Raw genomic sequence first — 24,870 nt, 5'->3', positions numbered from 1 at the left:
CCGGCTTTTTTTAGTGAACGGCTAAACCAGCGGTGCGAAGAGCCGCAGCACCGCCTGGAAGAGCTGGCGGATCAGGGAAAGATGGGTTTCCTGATATTTGGCGCTGACCTCTTCGCAGACGGGGAAGAGCCGATCAAAATCTCTTTTGATATCGACGATGGCGGCGACCTTCATCAGCAGCACCCCGCACTCAAAATGAAGATAGAGGCTGCGGTAATCGAGGTTGATGGTGCCGACAGTGGCGGCCTCGCCGTCGCAGACGCATTGCTTGGCGTGGATGAATCCCGGCGTGTATTCAAAAATGCGCACGCCGTAGCGCACCAGCGTCGCGTAGTATGAGCGCGTCATCTGGAAGACGACCTTTTTGTCCGGGATGCCGGGCGTGATGATGCGCACGTCCACGCCGCGTTTGGCGGCCAGCCCCAGCTCGCGCACCATCTCATCAGTGATGATCAGGTAAGGGGTCGTGATATAAAAATAGTGTTTGGCGTTTTTGATGAGGTTCAGATAAACGTCCTCGCCCACCCGTTCGTCGTCCAGGGGACTGTCGGCATAGGGCTGGACATAGCCGCTCTCGACGGCGGTATAGCCCAGGCCCGGCAGATAGCGGGCGTAATCGGTGTCGCGTTTTAAATCCGTATCGCGGATGGCGTTCCACATTTCAAAAAAGAAAATGGTGAAGCTGCGCACCGCGGTGCCCGTCAGCCGCAGGCCGGTATCCTTCCAGTGGCCGAAGGGGTGGGTGATATTGAAGTATTCGTTGGCGAGGTTGTAGCCGCCGGTGAAAGCCACGCGGCCGTCGATCACCGTGAATTTGCGGTGATCCCGGTTGTTCATGAACACGTTAAGGAAGGGTTGCACCGGGTTGAAGTCCCGGCACTGGATGCCGTCAGCCTCCATGCGCTTGATAAAGTCGCGGTTGATGAAGCTGATGCTGCCAAAATCGTCGTAGAACAGGCGAACCTCGACCCCCTCGGCAGCCTTGGCCTTTAAAATCGCGTGGATCTCCGCAAAGGCCTGGTCGTCCTCAATGGCGTAATATTCCATGAAGATAAAATCCTTCGCATGGCGCAGGGCCTCCTTCTGGGCGGCCAGCGCTTCGGCTGCGTCGCTGTAGAAAACGACGTCCGTGTTGTCATACACTGGATGAGGGCCATAGTGACGGATGTAATGGCTGATATTGGCAAGGGCGCGGTCTTCCTTTCGGAGACGGTCGGCAACGGCGGCATCCTGGGCCAGCATTGGGTTGAGTTGTTGATTGATCGCCTCGTGACGCAGGCGCATGCGCCGGGTCACGTTCACCCGGCCGGCCAGGGCGTACATCGTCAGGCCGAATACCGGCAGCACGAGAATCAGCATGATCCAGGGCATTTTGATGGCAGCGTTGCGATGTTCCCCGAAGATGCACAGGCAGACAACCATGGCGACGATGCGGGTGATCAGGGAAATGCGCGTGGAATAAGCGGTGAGGTTGCTGAACAGATAGACCAGCCAGCCGATCTGGATTGAGGTCAGCAGGACGACCATCAGAAACCAGCCGATGCGATTTTTGACATTGCTTCTTTCTTCTGTTCGCATTTGTGACCGCATGGCACCCTCCTTTTAAAATTTCGAAGCCGATATCAGCATTATAATCGAAAAACTAATTGCAGGCAATCAAAAACCGCTTGTTTAAGACAAGCGGTTTCAGACTGAAGGCAAAGTGGGGTGCCCGTGACTCCACTTTTCTATTAATATATATTTTTATTGCTGATCCGAAAAATTAAAAGCCTCTTCCTGCTTTTTGAAAAAACCATCTTTGGTCATTGGCCGTTTGTACGGGAATACAGATTTCGCGCCATCATCCATGCTTTCACGTGCGTTGAATCAACAAATATTTCCGATGGATCGATCAGTTTAAACTTATAACACGCTTCGAGAATCCTCCGAAAAATCTCTTCAAATAAATCTGTTTCCTGGAACCGAATACTGGATGAAGGGAATCTTAATCAGCGCAACAGGATTGATGCCGGGACGATCCATAGAATTGAAATATTTACCTTGGACCAACTCATAAATAAAGGTCCAGTTAATTGCTTTGTCTGCCATACGCAACAAATGGTCCTGCGGAACCAGGTCATCGATACAAATAATCTGCAGCTGCTTTCTGTTTTTCTCTTTTTCCTGAATCTTCATAAGATTAATCACCGCCTTGCTTTATAGGATAATTATATTAGAAAGATAAACACGGGCATTCATTTCGATACAGAAAAATCCACGGCTTTCGCCGCGGACTTTGTCACAGTCTGAAGCCGAAGCATCGCTTCGGTTTTTTGATTGGTTCAGGCCGGATCCGCCAAGACATAAACCCATTTGGGCGCTCCCTTCTGCCCGTGGTAGCGGTCGTTGGTCGCCTCGGTTATAAAGGCGAGAAAGGTGTCAATTTCTTCGGTGGGGATTTCAAAATCCAGGCTTACCGTGTCGGCAAAGCGCTCCTGAACCGGCTGATAATGGGGCTGGCGCCGATCGCTTAGTTTTTGCCTGAGCCCACCGTATTGGGTGTAATCGATGGTGATGCGCAGGGTATCGCACCACTGCCGCCGCACCGTCGGCACCGCATCGAGCACCTGACTGGCCGCGCCGGCGTAGGCGCGGATCAGGCCGCCGGCCCCGAGCTTGACGCCGCCGAAATAGCGCACCACCAGCACCAGCACGTTTTTGAGGCCACGCCGGGCGATGGCGTCCAAAATGGGTTTGCCTGCGGTGCCGGAAGGCTCGCCGTCGTCGCTGGCTTTTTGGCGTTCGGGCTCGGTGGCGAGGATATAGGCGGAGCATATGTGGGTGGCCTTGTAGTGTACCTTGCGGGTCTGAGCAAGCACGCGATCGACATCCGCTTCGCTTTCCACGTGGCAGGCGAGGGCGATGAAGCGGGATTTGCTGATGACGGACTCGGCTTCTCCCTGGGATAAAATCGTATTAAAGTGGGTCATGCATGGCCTCCAGATCGTCGGAATGGTCAGAAGCGATTAAAAAGGGCCGATAAGCGGTATCGGGAAAGGTACTGCCGATTTTAACGGTGAGGCAGATGCCCTCGGGTCTATCTTCCCGGGAAAGAATCTCAGCATGGCGGTAAAGCTGCTCAAGGCGTTTGCCGTCGCGGTAGGGCAGCAGATAGCTCCGGATTCTATCTTGGGCAGACAGGGTTTCGATCACGGCGGCTGCGAGCGGACCGAGGCCCTCGCCGGTTTTGGCGGAAATGGCGAAGGTGTCGGCACGGGCGCAGCGGGCCATGACGGCGGTGCGGGCATCTGGCGGAAGCCGGTCGATTTTGTTGTACACCAGAAGCCGAGGCAGATGGATGGCCCCGATTTCTTTCAGCACCCGCTCGACCACGGCAATATTTTCGGCCGCCCGGGAATCCGAAGCGTCCACAACGTGCAGCAGCAGATCGGCATCGGCCGCCGCGGCCAGTGTGGCGCGAAAGGCGCGGATCAGTTCGTGGGGGAGTTTGTCGATGAAGCCCACCGTGTCGGAAAGCAGACAGTGCCCGTATTCGGGGTTGATTCTGCGGGTGGTGGTGTCCAGCGTGACGAAGGGGGCATCCCGGGTGTGCACGGCCGCGCTGGTCAGCCGGTTAAACAGGGTGCTCTTGCCGGCGTTGGTATAGCCCACGAGACTGACGGCGCGCACGCCGCTTCGCCGGCGTCTTTGAGCGCGGATGGCGCCGGTTTGAGCCAATTGATCGAGCTGACGCTGCAGCCGGTCGATCTGGCGGCGGATGTGGCGCCGGTCGGTTTCGAGCTTCTTTTCGCCGGGGCCCCGGGTGCCGATGCCGCCGCCGGTGCGGGAGAGCACCTGCCCCAGGCCTTTCAGGTGGCTCAGGCGGTAACGCTGCTGGGCGAGCTCGACCTGGAGTTTGCCCTCCCGGGTGCTGGCGTGACGGGCGAAAATATCGAGGATCAAGGTGGTGCGGTCGATGACTTTGCAGCCGGCAGCCGCTTCGATGGCGGCGATTTGTCCGGGAGTGAGTTCGTCGTCCGCGATGATCAGATCCAGTTCGTTCGCTGTGACGAGCTGCGCCGCTTCGGCGATTTTTCCCTTTCCCAGAAATGTTTTGGGATCCGGCTTTTGACGGGGCTGTACCAGCGTGGCAAAAACGTCGCAGCCGGCGGTCTGGGCCAGGCGGGCAAGCTCCGCCATCGCGGGACTTGCCGCTTGGTCGTCGGCGGACGCAATGCCGATGAGCAGCGCGCGTTCCGGCTGGGGTGCGGTGGTATAAAAAGATTGTTTCATAAGCAGCTGTACAAAAGCGCAGTGTTGCCACTGCGCTTAAAAAATATCCGCTGCCGTCAGTCGGCGATCATATCGGGATACAGCGGGTACCGGTCGGTCAGGGTTTTGACTTTGGCGCGGGCGGCATCGGGATCTTTTTTGATCAGCGCGTCTTCAAAGGCGTCGGCGATGATCTGCATATCGGCTTCGACCAAGCCTCGGGTGGTGACGGCGGGGGTGCCGACGCGGACGCCGCTGGCAATGGCCGGTTTTTGTTTGTCGAAAGGAATGGTGTTTTTATTGGCGGTGATATTCACGGCGCCGAGCACGTCGTCAGCGTCTTTGCCGGTCATGCCGACGGCGGAAACATCGACGAGCATCAGGTGATTGTCGGTGCCGCCGGAGACGATGCGAAAGCCCTTGGCGGTGAGCGCCCCGGCCAGGGTTTTGGCGTTGGCGACGATCTGTTTCTGATAGGCTTTGAAGCCGTCGCTCATGGCTTCTTTAAAACAGACGGCCTTGCCGGCGATGGTGTGCATCAACGGGCCACCCTGGGTGCCGGGGAAAACGGCCTTGTCGATAGCGGCGGCGTATTCTTTTTTGCAAAGGATGAGCCCGCCGCGGGGGCCGCGCAGAGTTTTGTGGGTCGTGGTGGTGACGATATCGGCGCAGGGAACCGGAGAGACGTGCTCGCCGGCGGCGACCAGCCCGGCAATGTGGGCCATGTCTACCATGAAGATCACGCCGGCATCGTGACAGAGCCTACCGATGCGTTCGAAGTCGATGGTGCGGGGATAGGCTGAAGCCCCGGCCACGAGGAGTTTAGGCTGATGTTCGGCGATGAGCCTTTCGATGGCATCGTAGTCGATCAATTCCGTTTCCGGGGCGACGCCGTAGGGGATAAAATTGTAAAGTTTGCCCGACAGGTTGACCTTGGAGCCATGGGTCAGGTGACCGCCTTGATCCAAGGACATGCCGAGCACCGTGTCGCCGGGCTTGAGCAGGGCGACATAAACCGCGGTGTTGGCCTGAGCACCGGAATGGGGCTGTACATTGGCGTGTTCGGCACCAAAAAGTTCACAGGCTCGGTTGATGGCCAGCCGCTCGACATCGTCCACAAATTCGCAGCCACCGTAATAGCGTTTGCCCGGCAAACCTTCGGCGTATTTGTTGGTTAAATGGCTGCCCATGCAGTCCAGTACCGATTCGGAGACAAAGTTTTCCGACGCGATGAGCTCCAGATGGTTTTGCTGACGGCGCAGCTCTTTCACCATCAAATCGTAGATAGCCGGATCAGTGGCTTTGACGTGTTGATATCTCATGAACCCTCCTAAAATAAATTAAAGATATACGAAGGCTGCACATCGCAGCCTGAAAATGAACGATGGGCATGACAATCACATTTTATCAAGAGGATTGTCAAAATGCAACGATGGATTCGCAGGAGAGCAGACTCCGGATCTGGGGACAAAAAAAGAGCCGCGCGCGAGCGGCTCCGTCGTTGGATCAAAGAGAAAACTTGCCGTTGATGTCGCCGTTGATCACATAGTAGGCGACGGCTTCGTCCGCGTTGACATAAATCTTGATGTCGGTCAGATCGCGCACCAGGTTGCCCATGTCCTTTGTCCAGATTTCCTTGACGTGATCCACCAGTTCAGAGACGCTGGCTTCGAAGCTGGTCCGCTGAATGATGACTTCGCTTTTGTAGCCGCTGCGCTTGGCGGGTTTTTTCTTCGCGGGTGCAGTTTTGGCAGCAACGGTTGTTTTGGGCGTTGTAGCCGGCTTAGCTTTGACAGCGGCGTCTTTTTTGGATGATTTTCTTGCCATGATGAGACCTCCTATTTGCCTTTCCGGGTCAGAGGCGCGGTTTTGGGTTCAGCAGCCGGAAACGCGGCAATATCATAAACAATATAAAATAAACGGCAGAGCGACACAATGTCGCTTTGATACTTTCAATGTACCATAAAAGTGAAGAAAGATGAAGAGCTTTTAAAAATCAAAGCTTTTCAGAATATCAAGGCGGCGTTATTGGCGCTTGGCCAGCGGGATATAGTCCCGGGGGCCGGCCATCACGCTGCGATAAGCCGGGCGCATGATCTTGTCCGCATTGATGAGCTCTTCAAGGCGGTGGGCGCTCCAGCCGACGATGCGCGCGATGGCAAAAATCGGCGTGTAAAGCTCGATGGGAATGCCGAGCATGCTGTACACAAAACCGCTGTAAAAATCGACGTTCAAACAAACGCCCTTATAGATTTTGCGTTTTTCGGCGATGAGCCGGGGAGCGGTTTCAGCAATGGTGGCATAGAGGGCGTAATCCTCATCGCGCCCCTTGGCGTGAGCCAGCTTTTCGACAAAGTCTTTAAAGACAACTGCCCGGGGATCGGAAAGGGAATACACCGCGTGCCCCATCCCGTAGATCAGGCCCTTGCGGTCGAAGGCTTCTCCGGCTAAAAGCTTGCGCAGGTAGGTCTCGACGGCTTCCTTGTCGGTGATATCGCCGACATTGGTCTTCAAGTCGCGCATCATTTCGACCACTTTCAGGTTGGCGCCGCCATGCTTGGAGCCCTTTAGGGAGCTGAGGGCCGCGGCAACGACGGAATACGTATCGGAGCCGGCCGAGGTGACAGCCCGGGTGGTAAAGGTAGAATTGTTCCCGCCGCCATGTTCCATGTGGAGGATCAGTGCGATATCGAGCACATGGGCTTCGAGCTCGGTGTATTGCTTGTCCGGGCGCAGCATCATCAGCAGGTTTTCCGCGGTGGAAAGCTCGGGCCGCGGCCGGTGGATATAGAGGCTGCCATCATTGATATAGTGATTGTAGGCGTGGTAGCCGTAAACTGCAAGCATGGGGAAGGCGCTGATGAGTGCCATGCATTGACGCAGCACATTGCCGAGGCTCGGATCGCCGATCCAGGGATCGTAGGAGGCGAGGGTCAGCACGCTGCGGGTGATGGAATTCATCAGATCCCTGGAAGGCGCTTTCATGATGATATCGCGGGCAAAGTTGCTGGGCAGGGTGCGCACGTCGACGAGCATTTCGTTGAATGTGCGCAATTGTTCGGCGTTGGGCAAATCGCCGAAGAGCAAAAGATAGGCGGCCTCTTCGAAGCCGTAGCGGCTGTCACCGAGGCCCTTGATGAGCTCGATGGCATTGTAACCGCGGTACCAAAGTTTCCCCTCGCAGGGGACGCGCTTGCCGTCGGTTATATCAAAACCATCGACGCGGGAGATATTGGTGAGCCCGACGAGCACACCGTTTCCCTTTTGGTCTCTTAATCCGCGATTGACATGGTATTCCTGAAAGCGTTCTTCTGGGATCTGGTCTTTGTTTTTGCAGATATCAGCGTAGTGTTTGGTATATTCGATAATCGGGTGGGGATGCATCATAATTTTCTCCTCGTTGATACAAGCCGTGCAAATTGATCAAAATTTTGACCCAGGTTAACAGAAAGAAGATGTTGAACAAACGATTTGTAGAGGTTGTATACAATATTGGAATTATTATATCGGATTCTCAAAAAGCTGTCAATTTTTATGCATTTTTTAAAGCTAAATCAAAACATGCAAGAGAAAATGTAAAATGCCGAAACGACGCTTGAAGCAAAGCGGGAGAATCGATGAAAAAATCTCGTTTGAAAATTGTAGAGAAGCGGAAAAATATTCAGAAAAAAGAATGAATATGAAAAAATATCCTGTCTTTATTCCAAATTTTATCTATAAATTAGAGGGATCGAAAAGGATGGCCATAGGAAAATCGTCACCTGATTTTTAATGAATTAATTTGCACCCAATCTTAATAAATGGTAAAATAATAAAAAATTTATGCATGTGAGTATTTGGAGGATCAAGTAATGAAAAAAGGATTAAAATTTGGTTTGGTTATCGCCATGGCATTGGCAATGGTCATGGCGTTTACCGCTTGTGGTTCCGGTAACTCTTCATCCGGCAGTTCAGACAAGAAGTATATCATTGCGACAGACACCACTTTTGCTCCCTTCGAATTTGAAGACAAAAATGGGAAGCGCGTCGGGATTGACATGGATTTGTTAAAGGCCATTGCGAAGGATCAGCACTTCGATTACACCGTGAAGGCGCTGGGCTTTAATGCAGCGGTGCAGTCTCTCGAATCAGATCAGAGCGATGCGGTTATTGCCGGGATGAGCATTACCTCAGAGCGTAAAAAGAAATTTGATTTCTCTGACCCCTATTTTGATTCCGGGGTTGGCATGGCGGTTAAAGCCAACAACACTGCCATTAAAGATTACAGCGATCTGAAGGGCAAAACGGTCGCGGTTAAGACGGGAACAGAGGGCGCCACTTTTGCCAACGAAAACAAAGCCAAATATGGCTATTCCATCAAAACATTTGAAGACTCCGCGAATATGTACGAGGATGTTAAATCCGGCAATTCCGCGGCTTGTTTCGAAGATTATCCGGTTTTGGGCTATGCGATTGCCAAGGGTCAGCCTTTAAAGCTGGTCGGCAAACTGCAGGCGGGCAATTCCTATGGTTTCGCTGTTCATAAAGGCAAAAATGCAGAACTGCTTAAGAAATTTAACAAGGGTTTGAAAAACTTGAAAGACAGCGGTGAATACGATAAAATTGTGAATAAATACGTTAAGAAAAAATAAACCTCATCGTTTGGATTCAAACAATGGATGAGCTATGGAGGTCAATGTGAGTTTTACTGAGTTGCTCGCACAGACATTCCCCCGACTCTTGCAAGGTTTGGCAGTCACGTTAGAATCAACCCTGCTATCGCTCGTTTTGGCGGCGGTAGTGGGGTTGCTCTTTGGACTTCTGTCAGTCTCGAGAAACAAAGTGTCGCGGGCGATTGCGCGTGTGTATGTTGATATTATTCGGGGAACGCCAATTATCGTTCAGGCGTTTTTTATTTATTTTGGGGTGACCAGTGCGCTCAATATGCGCATGGAGCCCATGACAGCAGGGGTGATTACTCTGACGCTCAATGCAGGTGCCTATCTGGCGGAAATTTTTCGCGGTGGAATCCAGTCGGTCGATAAAGGTCAGATGGAAGCAGCCAGAAGCCTCGGCCTGCCCCATGGGATGGCCATGCGCAAAGTCATTTTGCCCCAGGCAATCCGCACGATGATTCCGGCCATTGTGAATCAGTGCATTATCACTTTAAAGGACAGCTCGATCCTTTCGGTTATCGGGATGGCGGAATTGACGCAAGTCGGGAAACTGATCATTGCCAATAATTTAGAATCCTTCAGAATGTGGCTGATCGTCGGCATCATGTATTTCATCATCATTATGATTTTGTCTTGGGTTTCCAAGCGCATCGAAAAGAGGTTGCAGAATGGCTAAGATTGAAATTAAAAATCTGAAGAAGCATTTTGACGATCTGGAGGTGCTTAAAAATATCGATATGACGGTGGAAGAGGGTGAAGTGGTCTGTGTGATCGGCCCTTCCGGCTCCGGAAAGAGCACCATGCTGCGCTGCATCAACGCGCTGGAAGATGCGACCGGCGGTACCATTGTCGTGGACGAACAGGAAATCACCAACCCGCAGGTGGATATCAACAAGGCCAGACGCAATATCGGCATGGTCTTCCAGCAGTTCAATCTTTTTCCGTTTATGACGGTTAAAAAGAACGTCACCTTTGCGCCGGTTTCTTTAAAACTCATGAATCAGGAAGAGGCCGACAAGACGGCGGAAAAACTGCTCGAACGCGTTGGAATGCTCGACAAGGCCGATGCCTATCCGAAGCAACTGTCCGGCGGACAGCAGCAGCGTGTGGCCATTGCCCGGGCACTGGCCATGAATCCGGATGTGATGCTCTTTGACGAACCGACTTCAGCCCTTGATCCGGAAATGGTCGGCGAAGTGCTTAATGTGATGAAAAAGCTCGCCCAGGAGGGGATGACAATGGTCGTTGTGACCCACGAGATGGGTTTTGCTCGCGAAGTGGCGGACCGCGTGATCTTTATTGACGGGGGCGTGATTGTGGAAGAAGGCAAACCGGAAGATGTTTTTGGGAATCCGCAGAACGAAAGAACACAAAATTTCCTGAATATGGTTCTCTAACGTGCATGGTGCGCCGTTAATATTCTGTTTTCAGCAGCAAAGCCTGCCGAAAACAGAATTTTTTTATGTCTGAAGATGATAAAAGGATCGTTTAATTGGGAGAAAAAAATGGAAAAGACGAAACAAATCACCAACCGCCTGCAGCAACAGATGGATTTTGTATTGGCCATCGACCGGGAAAAGGCAATTCGGCGTCAAACCTGGCTCGCGGATGATTCCCGTCGGGAAACCGATGCGGAGCATGCCTGGCATCTGGCCATGATGGTGCTGGTGCTGAGCGAATATGCCGAAGAGGCGATTGATGTGACGCGGACCATGGCCATGGTGCTCTGTCACGATCTGGTGGAAATCGACGCCGGAGATACCTATGCTTACGACGAGGCGGCCAAGAGGACCCAGGCGGCCCGGGAACGGGCGGCAGCCGACCGGCTTTTTGCGATGCTGCCGCCGGATCAAGGAATCCAGCTGCGCGGCCTGTGGGAAGAATTTGAAGCGGGGGAGACGCCGGAAGCCAAATTTGCTCACACTCTGGACTGCCTGCAGCCAACACTGCTCAACCATGCGGTGGCCGGAAAAAGCTGGCGTCGCCGGGGTGTGAAGCGCTCCCAAATCATGGCGCGCAACGCCCGAGTCGCGGAAGGTTCGCAGGTTCTTTGGGATTACTGCTACGCGACGATGATTGCGCCGCATGTGGCGGACGGCAGCATTATCGATGACCGGAAGCCCACCCGTTAAATCACGTGGCGCAGTAGTTCCATCAACGGCACCATGATAAAGTGGGGTACAAACTTGGCGATGAGCCGATGGATGGCGCAAACCGGTCCGGGGGTGGACACCCAGAGATTCAGCCGGCTGTCGACGAGGGCCCAGCGGGCGATAGTGTCGGCGCGGCTGGCGAGGAAAAAACGTCCGTAGCTGTGACGGTCATCCCCCTGCGCCCGGGGGATGAACCCCGTGTCCTTGATCCAGTAGGGGCAGACCGCGGTGACGTGAACGCCCGAGCACAGCAGCTCGTGGTGCAGGGTTTTGGTGTAGCTTTGCAGAAAAGCCTTGGACGCGGCATAAACGCCGAGGCGGGGCATGGGCTGGAAAGCCGCAGTGGAGCAGATTTCGAGGATGCGGCTGCCTTTTCGCACATAGGGCAGACAGGCGGCGGTGACGGCGACGGCGGCGCGGCAGTTCAGATCGATCATATTGGTCTGCTCGGCGAGGAGAAGCTCGGCGGTTTTGGCGATTTTGCCGAAGCCCGCCGCGCAGATCAGCACGTCGACGACTGGTTTTTCGGCAGCGAGGAGGGCCGTCAGCCGAGCAGTGGCGTCGGCATCCGTCAAATCCATGGGGAGCGCCCGTACGGGCACCGCCGAGAGGGCGGCAAGGGCGTGCAGGTTGGCTTCGTTCCGGGCGATGGCCCAAATGGCGTCGAGGGCGGTGTCCCGGCCCAGCCGGCGGACAAAAGCCCGTCCCAAACCGCTGGATGCACCGGTAATAATCGCGATTTTCATAAAAACCTCCTTACGCATAAAAGATCTTCTTGCAATAAGTGCCTGATCCGGCGCTTTTTTATTATTATAGCACTGGAAGCCGGCGGTTGGGCGGCATTAAAAAATCTGCCGGCTGAAAAGCTGAAAAAATGATAAACAAATTGGGTGATCGGTGAAAAAATTGGCAATCCGTATTGCTTTTTGGCGGTGAATAGTTATAATGGGTTTAGCACTCAAAGAGAGAGATTGCTAATAAGCTGAGATGGTCGGCGGTCAAATCAATATAAAAGGAAAGTGAGTGGGACTATGGCTAAAAAAGCATTTCAGGCGGAATCCAAACGGCTTTTGGATCTGATGATCCATTCGATTTACACCAACAAGGAGATTTTTCTGCGGGAAATCATTTCCAACGCGAGCGACGCCATCGATAAGCGTTATTTTAAGGCGAGCAGCGCCGGACAGACGGGCTTAAACCGCAATGACTACACGATTCGCGTGACGCCGGACAAAGACGCCCGGACGCTGACCATCGCAGACAACGGCATCGGCATGACGGCCGACGAGCTGGAGGATAACCTCGGGGTAATCGCCCAGAGCGGCAGCTTTGAATTTAAAACCGAAAACGCCGAGGCGGACGGCACCGACGCGCTGGACATCATCGGGCAGTTCGGCGTGGGCTTTTATTCCGCATTCATGGTCAGTAAGAAGATCACCGTGCTCACCAGGGCCGACGGCGCGGATCAGGCCTATCTCTGGGAATCGGAGGGGGTCGACGGCTACGACATCGAGCCGGCGGAAAAGGAGGAAGTCGGGACGACCATCACCTTGTATCTGATGGACGACACCGACGACGAAAAATACGGCGAATACCTGGAAGAATGGCGCCTGCGCGATTTGATCAAACGGTATTCGGATTATATTCGCTACCCCATCGTGATGAAGGTGGAAAAGCGGGAGCTGATCGAGGCCACCGAGGAAGAAAAGCAGCAGGAGGATTACGAACCGCAGTACAACGTGACCCATGAAGATGAAACCATCAACTCGATGGTGCCGATCTGGAAACGCAAGAAATCGGACGTCACCACCGAAGAATACAATCAGTTCTACAAGGATAAATTCCTGGACTGGGAGGATCCGCAGAAGATCATCACCACGAGCGTGGAAGGGCTGCTGTCCTATAACGCGCTGCTCTTCATTCCGTCCCGGGTGCCCTATAATTTTTACGCCAAGGATTATAAGCGCGGCCTGCAGCTTTATTCCTCCGGCGTGCTGATCATGGACAAGTGCGAGGATCTGCTGCCGGATTACTTCGGATTTGTGCACGGCCTGGTGGATTCTCAGGATCTGTCGCTCAACATTTCCCGGGAAATGCTCCAGCAGGACCGCCAGCTGAAGGCCATCGCCCAGCGTCTCGAAAAGAAAATCATCGCCGAGCTCAAGGATATGCAGCTCAAGGACCGGGAAGGCTACGAAAAATTTTTCAAGAACTTCGGCCTGCGCCTGAAATTCGGCATCTACGATCAGTTTGGCAGCAACAAGGATAAGCTTAAAGATCTGGTGATGTTCCACAGCTCGACGGAAGACAAGCCCGTGACCTTTAAGGAATATGCTGACCGGATGAAGGACGATCAGCAATATATTTATTATGCGGTCGGGGAATCCATCGATAAGATCAAGAAGATGCCCCAGAACGAAATGCTCATGGATAGGGGCTATGAGGTGCTCTTCTGCACCGAAGAGGTGGATGAGTTTGCGCTGAAGGTGCTTCAGGAATACGACGGGAAAGCCTTTAAATCCACAGCGGAAGACGATCTCGGCATCGAAATGAGCGACGATGAAAAACAGGCCATCGAGGAAAAGACTAACGCTTCGAAAGACTTGATGACGGCCATTAAAGAAGCATTGGGCGATAAGGTCGCGGATGTGCGCCTGTCGGCCCGGCTTAAGAGCCATCCGGTGTGCTTTGCATCCAGCGAGGGTCTTTCCCTCGAAATGGAAAAGGTGCTGACGGAACAGGCGAAGGCCTTGGGGCAGCAGCCGGACGCCAATATGAAAGCGCAGAAGGTGCTCGAAATCAACGGAGACCACAAAGTATTCGAAGGGCTTAAGCACGCCTTTGACGCGGACGATCAAGAGCGTCTGAAAGCCTATGCGGAATTGCTTTACGATCAGGCATTGCTCATCGAAGGGATGCCCATCGAAGATCCGGTCGCTTTTTCCAACCGCATTTGTGAATTGATGCAATGAGTGATCTTGAGGCGGGGGCATGAAAAAAGAGGATCACATTTTGATGTGATCCTCTTTTTGACAGGCGCGGATAAGACCGGCACTAATCTTCATCTAATTCCAGGACGACCTTGTGATTGGCCCTGGCAGCGTCTTTAAAGGTCTGAAGCAGCAATTCTCCATATTGCCCCAGATTTTCGACGGCGGCGTCCGGATTGTTAAAATTGATGACGCTGGTTTTGCGGATAGCCATCAGTGCATCCCAAAGGGCGTCGAGATTTCTGCCGTAGCTGTCCGGCAGTTCAAGGCGGTGGGCCAAGTGTTCGTGGGTTCGGGTTTTATCGGTCATCTTGCGACCTTCTAAGTTGTATTCACGCATAAGAAGCCTCCTGGTGGTGAAGTTTAAGTTTTCTGAATTGATAATAAATTATAGTTGAATTCTGTGAAAGTGTCAAGAATAAGGGCTTTGGGGCATTAAGAAAAGGAAAGTAACAGATGCGATTGCTTGCATTTGAAAATTTATAGTGTTAAAATACAGAAACAATTAAAATTTTGGTAAAATTATGCCAAAATGAATCGATTGTGCGGTATTATTTGAACGTGTTGAAATCATGGAATTATGTAACGAAAGAAGTGATGAATTATGGCAACATTTAAGTACAATCTTCAAAAATTTGGGATTGAACGAGTCGTTGGCTGGCTCGGCAAGAATCCGGAAAAGAATTTACCGAAAGTGATGAACTGGGTCGATAAATTTGCCCATGGCGAATTTGTCGGTCAGCGCAACGCGATCAGAGCGGCGATTAACGACCCGAACCATCCCTATCATTCTTTGGTGAACCGCGTGGTGACGATGGATAACAACGTTCTGAAAAAGGCTTTTGTGAATTTCTTCATGAATGCCAATCTGGTCGGCTGGGACCGTCAGGAATATTACCGCAATAAATACGGCTGTAATGTGCCTTGGGCCATTCTGCTGGACCCGACATCGGCCTGCAACCTGCACTGCACCGGCTGCTGGGCAGCGGAATACGGCAACAAACTCAACCTGACCTTCGATGAAATTGACGATATCATTGAGCAGGGTAAGCAACTCGGCGTGTTTATGTATATCTATACCGGTGGAGAACCGCTGGTGCGCCGGGATGATCTGATCAAGCTCTGCGAAAAGCACAGCGATTGCACCTTCCTGTCCTTTACCAACGGCACCTTGCTCGATGACCATTTTGCGGATGAAATGAAGCGCGTCGGCAATTTTATTCCGGCCATTTCCCTGGAGGGTTTTGAAGAAGCCACCGACGGCCGCCGCGGCAACGGTGTTTACGAGAAGGTGATTGCGGCGACCAAGCGTCTGAAGGAAAGAAATCTGCCCTTTGGCTTCTCCTGCTGCTATACCAAGCAGAATTTTGAATCGATCACCTCGGAAGCGTATTACGATAAGATGATCGATTTGGGAGCGCTCTTTGTCTGGTATTTCCATTTCATGCCCACTGGCATGAATGCGACGCCGGAACTGATGGTCACCCCGGAGCAGCGCATCGAAATGCATCGCCGCATCCGCGACTACCGCAACCGCAAACCGCTGTTTGCCATGGATTTTCAGAACGATGCGGAATACGTCGGCGGGTGTATTGCCGGCGGCCGCCGTTACCTGCACATCAATGCCAATGGCGACATCGATCCCTGCGTATTTATCCATTATTCGGATTCGAATATCCACGAAAAGACCCTGCTTGAGGCGCTGACGTCTCCGCTGTTCATGGCGTATCACGATGGTCAGCCTTTCAATGAAAACATGCTGAGGCCCTGCCCGATGCTCGAAAATCCGGAAATTCTGCCGGAAATGGTCAAAAAGACAGGGGCGCGCTCCACCGATCTGGAAGCGCCGGAAGATGTGGACCATCTGGTAGCCAAGACCCAGGAATACGCTGAAAATTGGGCACCGGTGGCTTCTGATATGTGGGATGGCAGTCCGGAAGAAGCCCGCTACAAGGCGAAAAAAGAACGCCTTGAAAAGGCTTCGGCCGCGCGTCAGGCTGAGCTTGCGGAAGAAGACAGCAATATCGCTTAAAGGCGATCAAATAGAGACCGTGTCCATTGGGGCACGGTTTTTTGATGTGCTTTCGAGACAGCAGGCAGAATAGCCCGGGCGAATCCGAAAGCATGTGGTATAATAGGGCGCATCAACGCGCAGCAAGACAAATGATGGGAGGGACGGGATGCCGGATCAACATCAAAACAGTACAAAGCAACAAGGTACAGCCACGCCGGCTGAGGCGGCAAAACCAAAGAAACGCCGCCATCACCGCCGGTGCAACAGCAGTCAGCAGCGCAAGGCCAAGCGCCGGCAATTTGCCCAAAGCGAAGAAAACGGACGGATCAAGCGGGCGATGCGTGCCGCCGTTTATCCCACGCGGGAAGCGGTGCGGCGGCTTGCGGCGGCGGTGTACGACCAAAGGCTGAGCACGCAGCGGCTGTTTGCCGGCTCCTTTCGCCATCGCCGTCCGATCGACGAGCAGGTGGAGTTTGAACTGCGCCGCTGGGAGGCCAGGGGGCGGGATCCCCTTGCCTATTTTTATTTTGACGGCCGGCGGGAGCTGGGGCATCAGCGGCTGCGTCGGCTGTTTGACGAGCAGAATCCGGCGCTGGTCGGCAAGAAAAAATTCGTGTCGGACCGGGGGCATTGGGTCGATGTGACAGAAACGGTTGACCGCCGCCTGGACCGGCTGTGGAAGACGGTGCTGGAGACGGATATCTTCGGCGGGTTCAGCGTCGCGCATATTCTGGCGCAGCTGGGAAAAAATCCCCATTATCCCTTTGTGCACCAGCGGCTTCAGGCCCGGCAGGCGCTGCTTCGGCGCATTCCTGATCATATTCCGGATCTCTTTCCGCTGGCCCGGGAGTTAAACCGGCATTTTATTTTTCACGTGGGGCCCACCAATTCCGGCAAAACCCACGACGCGATCGTGGCCTGCGAATCGGCGCTGCGCGGGGTATATCTGGCGCCGCTGCGCCTGCTTGCGATGGAAATCGCGGAGCGGATGAATGCTGACGGCGTGGCCTGCAGTATGGTCACCGGGGAGGAGGAGAACCGCATCCCGGGCGCGAATCACATGGCGAGCACCATCGAGATGATGTCGGAAGAACAGGTGTATGATGTGGCGGTGATCGACGAATGCCAGCTTATTGCCGATCGGGAACGGGGTTGGGCCTGGACCCAGGCGGTGCTCGGCATCGCGGCGGCGACGGTGCACGCCTGCATGGCGCCGGAGGCCCTGCCCCTGATGCGGGCGCTGGTCACAGAATGCGGGGACAGTTTCGAGGTGGTGCCCCATGAGCGGGCGACGCCCCTGGCGATGGAGCCGGGGGATGTTGCCTTTCCGGAGGATGTGCGTCCTGGGGATGCCTTGGTGGTGTTCTCTCGCCGTTCGGTATTGCAGGCAGCATCGATGCTCGAGGATGCGGGCCGGCGTGTCTCGGTGATTTACGGGGCGTTGCCTTATGCGGCGCGCCGGGCGGAAACCCATAAATTTCTGAGCGGAGAAACGGATATGGTGGTCGCGACGGACGCGATCGGCATGGGCATGAATCTGCCGGTGAAACGCATTGTCTTCCTGGAGACCCGCAAGTTTGACGGGGTGGAAAAGCGCGAACTGACGATCCCCGAGGTCAAGCAGATTGCCGGTCGGGCCGGGCGCCGGGGCTATGCCGAAAAGGGCTGGGTCAACGCGAGTTTTGACCGGGAGCGCATTGCGGGCCAGCTCGCCGGGGAAACGCCGGCCATCGCGACGGCGCGCACGACCATGCCGCGGTTTTTGGCGAAGATGGACCGCCCTTTGTCGGAGACGATGCAGGATTGGCAGGGCCTGCCCGACGAAGGCATCTATCAGAAGACGGATATGAGCCGGGCGATTGCCCTCTGCCTGTGGCTGGAGCAGCACTGCCCCCTCGACAAGATCTCGATGCTGCGGGCGATCACCATTCCCTTTGCCGAAGATGACGAGGATATGCTCGCCATTTGGCAGCAGGCGATGCGCAACGTGCAGGTCGGTCGGCCGGTGCTCGGCCGGCTTTCCCGGGTAGTCTGTCAGCCCGGAGACGGGCTGGATGCCCTGGAGAAAAAGCACCGTCTCCTCGATTTGTATTATTATTTGCAGCGCAGCTTTGGCGATCGGGAACTTTATGCCGATCTGGAGAAGAAGGATATTCTCGACTGCAAGCAGGCGGTGTCTGCGGCGATCGTCAGGCGGCTGAAAAAAGCGAAGCGCGTCTATAAACGCTGCCGGATTTGCGGGAAAAAGCTTCCCTGGAATGATCCCAAGCGCATCTGTGACGCTTGTTATCATAAAATGGTTTAAAAACAGGTATCCAAAAAGCTGATCCTTTGGGATCAGCTTTTTTTGCGCGGTCGGCAGGCACGGGGAGCATCGGTGCCGTAAATGGTGTTGACGGTATCGGAATAGCGGCCGTCTTCGCGGTAAATGGTGAGCGGCGGCGCAATGGTCAGGCCCGGGCGGCCTTTTTTCATCGCTTCGCAGAGCACGAGGTTGGCGGGTTTATCCGGTCTAGGATGGACGGCGCGCAGCCGTTTGAGCTCGAGACCGTGCGCGCGCAGGGTTACGGCGATATCCGTCAGACGGTCGGCGCGGTGCACGAGAAAGAGCTTGCCCCGGTCTTTGAGCATGGTTCTGGCAAAGCGAGCAATGTCTTCGAGGGTGCAGGTGATTTCGTGGCGGGCAATGGCCAGGGCGTCGTCGGGATTAACGCCGCCGTGGCCCACCGGCAGAAACGGCGGGTTGGAGATCACCGCATCGTAGGCCGAAGCGTGAAAGGCCGTTCCGGGCTGCCGCAGGTCACCGCAGTGGATGTGGATCACATCGGTTAAATGATTGATGGCGACGGATCGGGCGGCCATATCGGCGACGACGGGCTGAAGCTCCAGCGCGTCAATGTGGCGCACACCGGTGCGGCCGTGGAGCAGCAGGGGCAAAATGCCCGTGCCCGTGCCCAAATCCACCACTTTGGAGGAAGGGTGAACGGCAGAGGCGGCAAACCAGGCCAGAAGCACCGCGTCGATGTTGAATTTAAAATAGTGGGGACTTTGCAAGATCTGAAGGCCGGCGATGCCGAGATCTTCAAGCTGTTCATCGGGATGAATGGGAATAGAAGGGGTCATGGGGTCTCCGTGATCAAAAATTATGCACACCTTGTGGATAAGTCCAAATGGGTTGTTTTGGGCCTTTGCAGATAAACAAGGCGGGAAAAACCTGTAAACAGGCGGGTGGATAAAATTGTGGATAAACGAGGGACTGGGAAAGCATTATCAACAGGTTTTATCCACAGCTGTGCCGAAAAGCTTGAAAATTATGCTAATTTTATCATATTTTATGTGGAAAATGGGAACTTTTTAGTGATAATCCTTTTTTAAAGGTTCTATTTTTGTTATAATGCTAAATAAGTACAGCAGATGATTGTTGCCGATTACATGCAATTGGGCACCAATCCTAAGCCGGATTCAGAAAGCTGGTGGAAACATGGATGACAAAAAATATAACGACAACGATTTGGCTAAAATCGTTGAAAAAGCGGAGAGTTTGAAGTCTCTGCTGTCAGATCATAAAACGGCAATGCCGGAAGCCGATGCATCGGGGACAACCCAGGCGGCGGCCGATCGAGCAGTATCGAAAGAAACAACAGCGCCGAAGCGCCCGCTGCACATTCCGTCGGCATCGGTCCATCAAGCTTCCGATAAGCGACAGGCCGTGGCCGATCTTTTTGCACAGGCCGTCGACCGCAGTCAAAAATCCCGAAAGGAATTGGTGGAAGAAGCGGTGACAGCCCGGGTGGAAAAAGAAAAAGCGGCGTTGATGCAGGAACATGAAGCCCGGACGGAAGCTCTTCGTGCCGAAACCGAAGCCAAAATTGCCGAAGAAACCCAAAGCCGCGAGGCTGTCGAGAAGGAAATGGCCGCGTTCAAGGAAGCAGCGGAGGCCAAAGCTCAAAGCGAAGCCGAAGCTCGGGCGGATTTGGAAGCCCTTCGTGCCGAAACTGAAGCCAAAATTGCCGAAGAAACCCAGAACCGCGAGGCTGTCGAGAAGGAAATGGCCGCGTTCAAGGAGGCGACGGAGGCCAAAGCCCAAAGCGAAGCCGAAACTCGGGCAGATTTGGAAGCGCAGTTATCCGAAAAGGATGAACAGCTGTCGGCCATGGAAACTGAAAAGCAAGCGGCGGAAGAAAAAGCCGAAGCGGAAACCAAGGCGTGGGAAATGGCCCGCGCTGAAGCCGAAGCCCGGGCTAAGGCTCAGGATGAAGCACTGGCTGCTCTTCGGGCGCGTTTAGAAGAAAATGAAGCCCGACTTGCAGCCCTCGAGGCCGAAAGAGCCAAGTTGGCCAATGCGGCTGAGGAAACGCCGGCAGATGATGCGGATGCATTCGCGATTCCGGAGTCGCTGCAAGCTTCTCCTGTGGCGACAGAAAGCGCAGCGGAAGCCATTGAAAAAGCGCCGGCATCGGCAGGGATCGCCGCAGATGGCCGTCAGAAAGCGGTTCAAGCGCCGAAAAGCGCTGAACCTTCTGATTCCTGGGAAGACGATGAGGCAGGGCTTTTCGAAAGCGAATCCCTGCCGGAAGAAACTGAAGAAGCCGCGAAAAGCAAAGCAGCTGCGGAGAGGATGTCCCAAACGGCGGAATCGCCTAACGTAGATCTGGTGACGGATCATGCGGCGTTCAGGACCCATCAGCCGCAGGATGCGGTGGCGCTGAGTGAAGACATCCCCTGGATTTCGCCGAGTATATCTGAAAAGCGCCGCGAAAGACGGCTGGATTGGCTTGAAGCAGAAGACCAAGATGAAACGGAAACGCCCCAGGCGGCAGAAGCACCGCCAGCAGAAGCGGAGCCGATAGACCGCAAAACCGAAGAAGACCGCGATGTCCTGGATGTGTTGCGAAGGCTCGCCAACGCCAAGCCCGTCCAGAGTGAAACCGGCGTTGCGGATACGGATGCACAGTCGACCGATGCGGCCGTTGCAGATTGGCTTTTTGAGGAAGACGAGATTTTGCCGGAAACGGACACGGCAACCGAATCCGAATTGTTTGAAACGGAAATACTGCCGGATGAAAAGGCGGTCGAAACAGTAGAATCAGAAGCGTCGGCCGATGTGCCGGCAGAGCCGGAAAAAGACGATTTCTGGCAGGCCGAATCCGAACCGGCGACCGACGCGATTGAGACGACCGAAGAAACACCGGATTTCTGGGAAACAGAGGCACCCGAAGCGACGGGCGTTGTTGCAACTTCGGATCAAGACGACCTTTGGAACGATGCGGCGCCGGCATCGGCAGATGTTGCCGAAGAAGCATCGACAAAGGAAAAAACAGCAGATATTTCGGCGAGAACGGATGAAATTGTCGAAGGTTTTGCAATTGAGGACACCCAGGTATTAGACAGCGAGGCGATCGATCATTTCTTCGCGATGTCCGAATCCGATGATGAGGTTCCGTCCATTCTTGACGAAAAGGCTGAGGAAGCTCAGGCTGAAGGTGCCGTGAACGTGGCCGAAACAAAAACAGAAGCAGCGCCGGAGGATTTTGACGATTTATTTGAAGATGTCGAAACGATCGAAACGGATGCGGCGGCACCGGCGGCAGAGGCAGCAGACGACCTTTTCGAATCAGTGGAAATCGAGCCGGAAGCAGCCGATGGGCTGTTTGATTCGGCAAAGGATAAGGCCGGTGAGACGAAGACGGCAGCGAAGGATGCCTTTGACGATCTTTTCGATGAATCTGAGGCGGATGATGAACTCACGAAGGCCATCGATCGCCGGGCCATTCACGAAAAACTGAAGCCATCTGAGCAGGCGGTGTATGACGATCTTTTCAGCGACGATGACGCCGACCTGCCGGATGAAGAAACGGCGAAAAAACCGCGTCGGCGCGGTCTCTTTGGCAAAAAACGCTGATAAAAGCGGCGAGATAAAAATGATAGGCGATGTTTGGGCATCGCCTATTTTTACGTAAACCCATGGGAATGAAAGGAGAGCCATGCGCACATCCAAAAGAAGAGCCATGCGCCGCCGTAAGGTGATGCGGCGTATTCTTGTGTTGTGGCTCATCGTCAGCCTGACGGGGGCCATCGGACTGGTGACCGTCAGCCGCACGATTCGCCATCGGGCGCCGAATATCCATCGGTCGTCAAAGCAAAGTGTCAAGGCATCGGGAAAAGCACTGCGGGGCAACTGGGTCGAACAGCAAAGTCAGGCCGTTCTTGCCTTCGGCAAAGGGGGGATACTGCGCGTGATGGACGAAAAAGTCGGCACGTATCAGGTCAGTCAATCCAAGTCAATGGTCACCCTGCAATTCGATTCGGCTTATGGGGGGCGAACGGATCGCCGGCGGTACCGCATCAGGGGCAATCACCTGACGTTAGTGGATCAGGCGACGGGAAAACGCCAGAGCTACCAGCGTCGGGGGGCAGTTTCGCACTAAAGGAAAGGCGGCATTGATGCAGTATCGAAAGGAGATCGCCATCAATCGGCTTGCAGTTGGCCAATCACTTGGTGCTGGCCCCGATGGCGACCAATCAGGCGGCGGATTTGATGCGGCGCCGTGCTGGAAGGTCCCGATTGGGGTTGGCGCAACGGCATTGATGGCAGGCCGATAAAAAGAAAAGATGGCAATAAAAAACGGACACCGCGGTGTCCGTTTTTGTGAGGATCCAGGCTGAATGCTCAGGCTTTGCCGATGGAGCCGAAGACTTTCATTTTTTCGGCGACCTTGGCTTTGATGGCCTCGGTGCCGGGAGCCAGCAGTTTGCGGGGGTCGAAGCCTTTGCCGGCTTTGTCCTTGCCGGCTTCAATGTAGCGGCGGGTCGCATCGGCGAAGACCAGCTGGCATTCGGTGTTGACGTTGATCTTGGCAATGCCGAGGCTGACGGCCTTTTGAACCATGGCATCCGGAATGCCGGTGCCGCCGTGAAGCACCATCGGCAGCTCGCCGATTTCTTGTTGAATTTTGGCAAGTACGTCAAAATTCAGCCCCGGCCAGCCTTCCGGATAAACGCCGTGGATGTTGCCGATGCCGGCCGCGAGGAAATCGATGCCCAGATCGGCAATTTGTTTGCATTCTTTGGGATCGGCGAATTCGCCGGCACCGATGACGCCGTCTTCTGCGCCGCCGATGGTGCCGACTTCGGCTTCGATGGACAGCCCGAGGATATGGGCGGCCGCGACGAGCTCGCGGGTTTTGGCGACATTTTCTTCAAAGGGCAGGTGGGAGCCGTCGAACATGATGGACGAAAAACCGGCGTTGATGCAGGCCTTAGCCCCTTCGTAGGAGCCGTGATCCAGGTGCAGGGCGACCGGCACGGTGATGTTTAGCGATTCGATCATCGCCTTGACCATGGCGCTGACGGTTTTAAAACCGGTCATGTATTTGCCGGCGCCTTCGGAAACGGCCAGAATGACCGGGGAGTTGTTTTCCTGGGCGGTTTCGAGAATGGCCTTGGTCCATTCGAGGTTGTTGATATTAAAGGCACCGATGCCGTAGTGGCCGGCGCGTGCTTTGACGAGCATATCTTTTGCGGATACTAACATGTGAGAGACCTCCATCCATTAATTGGCTTTATTATATCCTTTTTTGCGGCGATTGACAATCGATATCGTCATAAAAATCATAAACGATCAAAAATAATCAAAAATAGAAGTAAAAAATCAAAATCAATCACATTTCGCGGCCTGTCGGCGATCCTTGCGTGCCCCTGGGAAAAAGCCTATAATACCAATAGTCACTTTAGCAAATGAATAAGGAGCAGGATTGATGTTAGAAGGAAAAAATATCGCGATTATCGGCCTGGGACTGATGGGCGGGGCACTTGCCATGGGGCTGCGCCGGCAGGAACCGGCGATGATCGGTGCTTATGACCTCGATGGGGAAGTGCTTGAGCGCGCGCTGGAGGCGGGTGTGATCGACCGCGGGGAGAACGACCCGGAAGGGGCGGCGGATTTGCTCGGCACGGCGGATCTGGTGGTCTTTTGTTTGTATCCGCGGCAGACCGTCGCCTTTTTTGACGAACATATGGCCAATTTTAAAAGCGGTTCGGTGATTACCGACATCACGGGCGTTAAAGGCGTTTTGGTCGATCGGGTGCTGCCCAATCTCCGGGGAGACCTGGATTTTATTATGGGGCATCCCATGGCTGGCAGCGAAAAAGAAGGCTTCGGCGGAGCGACGGCCGATATTTTTGTGGATCACAATTATATTCTGGTGCCGACGCCGCAGAACAAACCGGAAAACATCGCCTGGCTCAAAACCGTCATCCGTGGCTTGGGCTTTAATAATATTGTGGAGACAAGCCCTGAAGGTCACGACAGCAAGATTGCCTTTACGTCACAGCTGTGCCATGTGATCGCCTGTGCCTTGATCGACTGCAAGGAGGACCGGCATATTTCCGATTTTGAAGGAGGAAGTTTCTGCGATTTGACCCGCATCGCTATGATTAATGCGCCGATGTGGTCTGAGTTGTTTGTCACCAATAAAGCGCCGTTGCTCGAGCAAATTGACAGCTTTGAACAAAGTCTGAAGGCCATGCGTCAGCTGATTGAGGCGTCTGACGAAGCCGGTCTGCAGACGATGATGCAATCCGTGCGAACCAAACGCGTCATCATGGAAGTGGACCGCCAGAATAAGACCAGACAAAGCCGGCAAGCATCAAAAGACTGAATAAATTCTTAATAAAAAGCGAAAATAATATCGTTTTCAACGGGATGAAACAGATTACAATAGATTGAATTAAAATTACATTGTTTCATCACTTGACGTTTTTTACATAAGGGTTTATACTGTAATCACATCAAAGATAATCATTCA

At 54.0% G+C, this 24,870-nt stretch carries 22 protein-coding genes and 1 pseudogene; 12 read left to right on the top strand and 11 right to left on the bottom strand.

Features of this window, described 5'->3' with window-relative positions; translation table 11 throughout:
* Positions 1 to 21: 21 nt before the first annotated feature.
* The 7 genes and pseudogenes from cls to HMPREF0721_RS07885 all read right to left on the bottom strand — a co-directional run bounded on the left by cls (position 22) and on the right by HMPREF0721_RS07885 (position 7,638).
* Positions 22 to 1,590, bottom strand: coding sequence for a cardiolipin synthase (gene cls / locus HMPREF0721_RS07915; RefSeq protein WP_006599163.1), 1,569 nt, complete (start codon positions 1,588 to 1,590; stop codon positions 22 to 24).
* 257 nt (positions 1,591 to 1,847) lie between these two features.
* Positions 1,848 to 2,175: pseudogene (locus HMPREF0721_RS07910) on the bottom strand (transposase); the annotation flags it as partial.
* A 146-nt stretch (positions 2,176 to 2,321) separates the two neighbouring features.
* Entirely contained in the window at positions 2,322 to 2,969 is a 648-nt protein-coding gene (locus HMPREF0721_RS07905; protein ID WP_006599159.1) for a YigZ family protein, read from the bottom strand.
* Entirely contained in the window at positions 2,956 to 4,272 is a 1,317-nt protein-coding gene (hflX, locus tag HMPREF0721_RS07900) for a GTPase HflX (protein WP_006599158.1), read from the bottom strand. Before hflX ends, HMPREF0721_RS07905 begins: the two co-directional genes overlap by 14 nt.
* Positions 4,273 to 4,328: 56 nt before the next feature.
* Entirely contained in the window at positions 4,329 to 5,573 is a 1,245-nt protein-coding gene (locus tag HMPREF0721_RS07895) for a serine hydroxymethyltransferase (RefSeq protein WP_006599157.1), read from the bottom strand.
* Positions 5,574 to 5,757: 184 nt separating this feature from the next.
* The gene (locus tag HMPREF0721_RS07890) at positions 5,758 to 6,078 is read right to left on the bottom strand and encodes a DUF6465 family protein (protein ID WP_006599156.1); all 321 of its coding nucleotides are present in this window, start codon (positions 6,076 to 6,078) and stop codon (positions 5,758 to 5,760) included.
* A gap of 198 nt (positions 6,079 to 6,276) precedes the next feature.
* Positions 6,277 to 7,638, bottom strand: coding sequence for a citrate/2-methylcitrate synthase (locus tag HMPREF0721_RS07885; RefSeq protein WP_006599155.1), 1,362 nt, complete (start codon positions 7,636 to 7,638; stop codon positions 6,277 to 6,279).
* 193 nt (positions 7,639 to 7,831) lie between these two features.
* Here HMPREF0721_RS07885 and HMPREF0721_RS07880 point away from each other — a divergent pair, with 193 nt between their 5' ends.
* The 5 genes from HMPREF0721_RS07880 (at position 7,832) to HMPREF0721_RS07860 (ending at position 11,038) form a co-directional block, all read left to right on the top strand.
* Positions 7,832 to 8,023: a hypothetical protein gene (locus HMPREF0721_RS07880; RefSeq protein ID WP_006599153.1), complete on the top strand. Its 192-nt coding sequence runs from the start codon at positions 7,832 to 7,834 to the stop codon at positions 8,021 to 8,023.
* Between the two features lie 79 nt (positions 8,024 to 8,102).
* The gene (locus HMPREF0721_RS12275) at positions 8,103 to 8,882 is read left to right on the top strand and encodes a transporter substrate-binding domain-containing protein (protein ID WP_006599152.1); all 780 of its coding nucleotides are present in this window, start codon (positions 8,103 to 8,105) and stop codon (positions 8,880 to 8,882) included.
* Between the two features lie 34 nt (positions 8,883 to 8,916).
* Positions 8,917 to 9,582: an amino acid ABC transporter permease gene (locus tag HMPREF0721_RS12270; RefSeq protein WP_006599151.1), complete on the top strand. Its 666-nt coding sequence runs from the start codon at positions 8,917 to 8,919 to the stop codon at positions 9,580 to 9,582.
* A complete protein-coding gene (locus HMPREF0721_RS07865; protein ID WP_006599150.1) occupies positions 9,575 to 10,303 on the top strand; it encodes an amino acid ABC transporter ATP-binding protein in 729 nt (242 codons plus the stop codon). Before HMPREF0721_RS12270 ends, HMPREF0721_RS07865 begins: the two co-directional genes overlap by 8 nt.
* Before the next feature lie 108 nt (positions 10,304 to 10,411).
* Complete coding sequence (locus HMPREF0721_RS07860) at positions 10,412 to 11,038, top strand: HD domain-containing protein (protein WP_040639997.1); 627 nt, start codon at positions 10,412 to 10,414, stop codon at positions 11,036 to 11,038.
* On the opposite strand, the gene HMPREF0721_RS07855 is transcribed toward HMPREF0721_RS07860, so the two are convergent.
* Positions 11,035 to 11,805: an SDR family NAD(P)-dependent oxidoreductase gene (locus HMPREF0721_RS07855; RefSeq protein WP_006599148.1), complete on the bottom strand. Its 771-nt coding sequence runs from the start codon at positions 11,803 to 11,805 to the stop codon at positions 11,035 to 11,037. The two genes, HMPREF0721_RS07860 and HMPREF0721_RS07855, sit on opposite strands and share 4 nt — an antisense overlap.
* Positions 11,806 to 12,090: 285 nt before the next feature.
* Between HMPREF0721_RS07855 and htpG the strand changes: the two genes are divergently transcribed.
* Complete coding sequence (htpG, locus tag HMPREF0721_RS07850; protein ID WP_006599147.1) at positions 12,091 to 14,031, top strand: molecular chaperone HtpG; 1,941 nt, start codon at positions 12,091 to 12,093, stop codon at positions 14,029 to 14,031.
* An 82-nt stretch (positions 14,032 to 14,113) separates the two neighbouring features.
* On the opposite strand, the gene HMPREF0721_RS07845 is transcribed toward htpG, so the two are convergent.
* Positions 14,114 to 14,389 (bottom strand): barstar family protein, encoded by a 276-nt coding sequence (locus tag HMPREF0721_RS07845; RefSeq protein WP_006599146.1) that lies wholly within the window; start codon positions 14,387 to 14,389, stop codon positions 14,114 to 14,116.
* Positions 14,390 to 14,653: 264 nt separating this feature from the next.
* Between HMPREF0721_RS07845 and HMPREF0721_RS07840 the strand changes: the two genes are divergently transcribed.
* Both HMPREF0721_RS07840 and HMPREF0721_RS07835 read left to right on the top strand, forming a co-directional pair.
* Complete coding sequence (locus HMPREF0721_RS07840; RefSeq protein ID WP_006599145.1) at positions 14,654 to 16,081, top strand: radical SAM/SPASM domain-containing protein; 1,428 nt, start codon at positions 14,654 to 14,656, stop codon at positions 16,079 to 16,081.
* Between the two features lie 148 nt (positions 16,082 to 16,229).
* Positions 16,230 to 18,368: a helicase-related protein gene (locus HMPREF0721_RS07835; protein ID WP_006599144.1), complete on the top strand. Its 2,139-nt coding sequence runs from the start codon at positions 16,230 to 16,232 to the stop codon at positions 18,366 to 18,368.
* Between the two features lie 32 nt (positions 18,369 to 18,400).
* Here the strand turns inward: HMPREF0721_RS07835 and HMPREF0721_RS07830 are convergent, their stop codons facing one another.
* Positions 18,401 to 19,186 (bottom strand): tRNA1(Val) (adenine(37)-N6)-methyltransferase, encoded by a 786-nt coding sequence (locus HMPREF0721_RS07830; protein WP_006599143.1) that lies wholly within the window; start codon positions 19,184 to 19,186, stop codon positions 18,401 to 18,403.
* Between the two features lie 358 nt (positions 19,187 to 19,544).
* Here HMPREF0721_RS07830 and HMPREF0721_RS07825 point away from each other — a divergent pair, with 358 nt between their 5' ends.
* From HMPREF0721_RS07825 to HMPREF0721_RS11870, 3 genes are all read left to right on the top strand, one after another.
* A complete protein-coding gene (locus HMPREF0721_RS07825) occupies positions 19,545 to 21,965 on the top strand; it encodes a hypothetical protein (RefSeq protein ID WP_006599141.1) in 2,421 nt (806 codons plus the stop codon).
* 82 nt (positions 21,966 to 22,047) lie between these two features.
* A complete protein-coding gene (locus HMPREF0721_RS07820; protein ID WP_040639996.1) occupies positions 22,048 to 22,491 on the top strand; it encodes a hypothetical protein in 444 nt (147 codons plus the stop codon).
* Positions 22,492 to 22,507: 16 nt separating this feature from the next.
* Complete coding sequence (locus HMPREF0721_RS11870; RefSeq protein ID WP_006599139.1) at positions 22,508 to 22,666, top strand: hypothetical protein; 159 nt, start codon at positions 22,508 to 22,510, stop codon at positions 22,664 to 22,666.
* Positions 22,667 to 22,733: 67 nt separating this feature from the next.
* Here HMPREF0721_RS11870 and fba read toward each other — a convergent pair whose 3' ends face one another.
* Positions 22,734 to 23,597: a class II fructose-1,6-bisphosphate aldolase gene (fba, locus tag HMPREF0721_RS07815; RefSeq protein ID WP_040639995.1), complete on the bottom strand. Its 864-nt coding sequence runs from the start codon at positions 23,595 to 23,597 to the stop codon at positions 22,734 to 22,736.
* Positions 23,598 to 23,820: 223 nt separating this feature from the next.
* On the opposite strand from fba, the gene HMPREF0721_RS07810 reads away from it, so the two are divergent.
* Entirely contained in the window at positions 23,821 to 24,723 is a 903-nt protein-coding gene (locus HMPREF0721_RS07810; protein WP_006599136.1) for a prephenate dehydrogenase, read from the top strand.
* The last annotated feature ends 147 nt before the right edge of the window (positions 24,724 to 24,870 follow it).

This window comes from Pseudoramibacter alactolyticus ATCC 23263 (assembly GCF_000185505.1).
In the GTDB taxonomy this organism is placed as follows: Bacteria; Bacillota; Clostridia; order Eubacteriales; family Eubacteriaceae; genus Pseudoramibacter; species Pseudoramibacter alactolyticus.
This window is presented reverse-complemented; position numbering and strand designations above follow the sequence as displayed.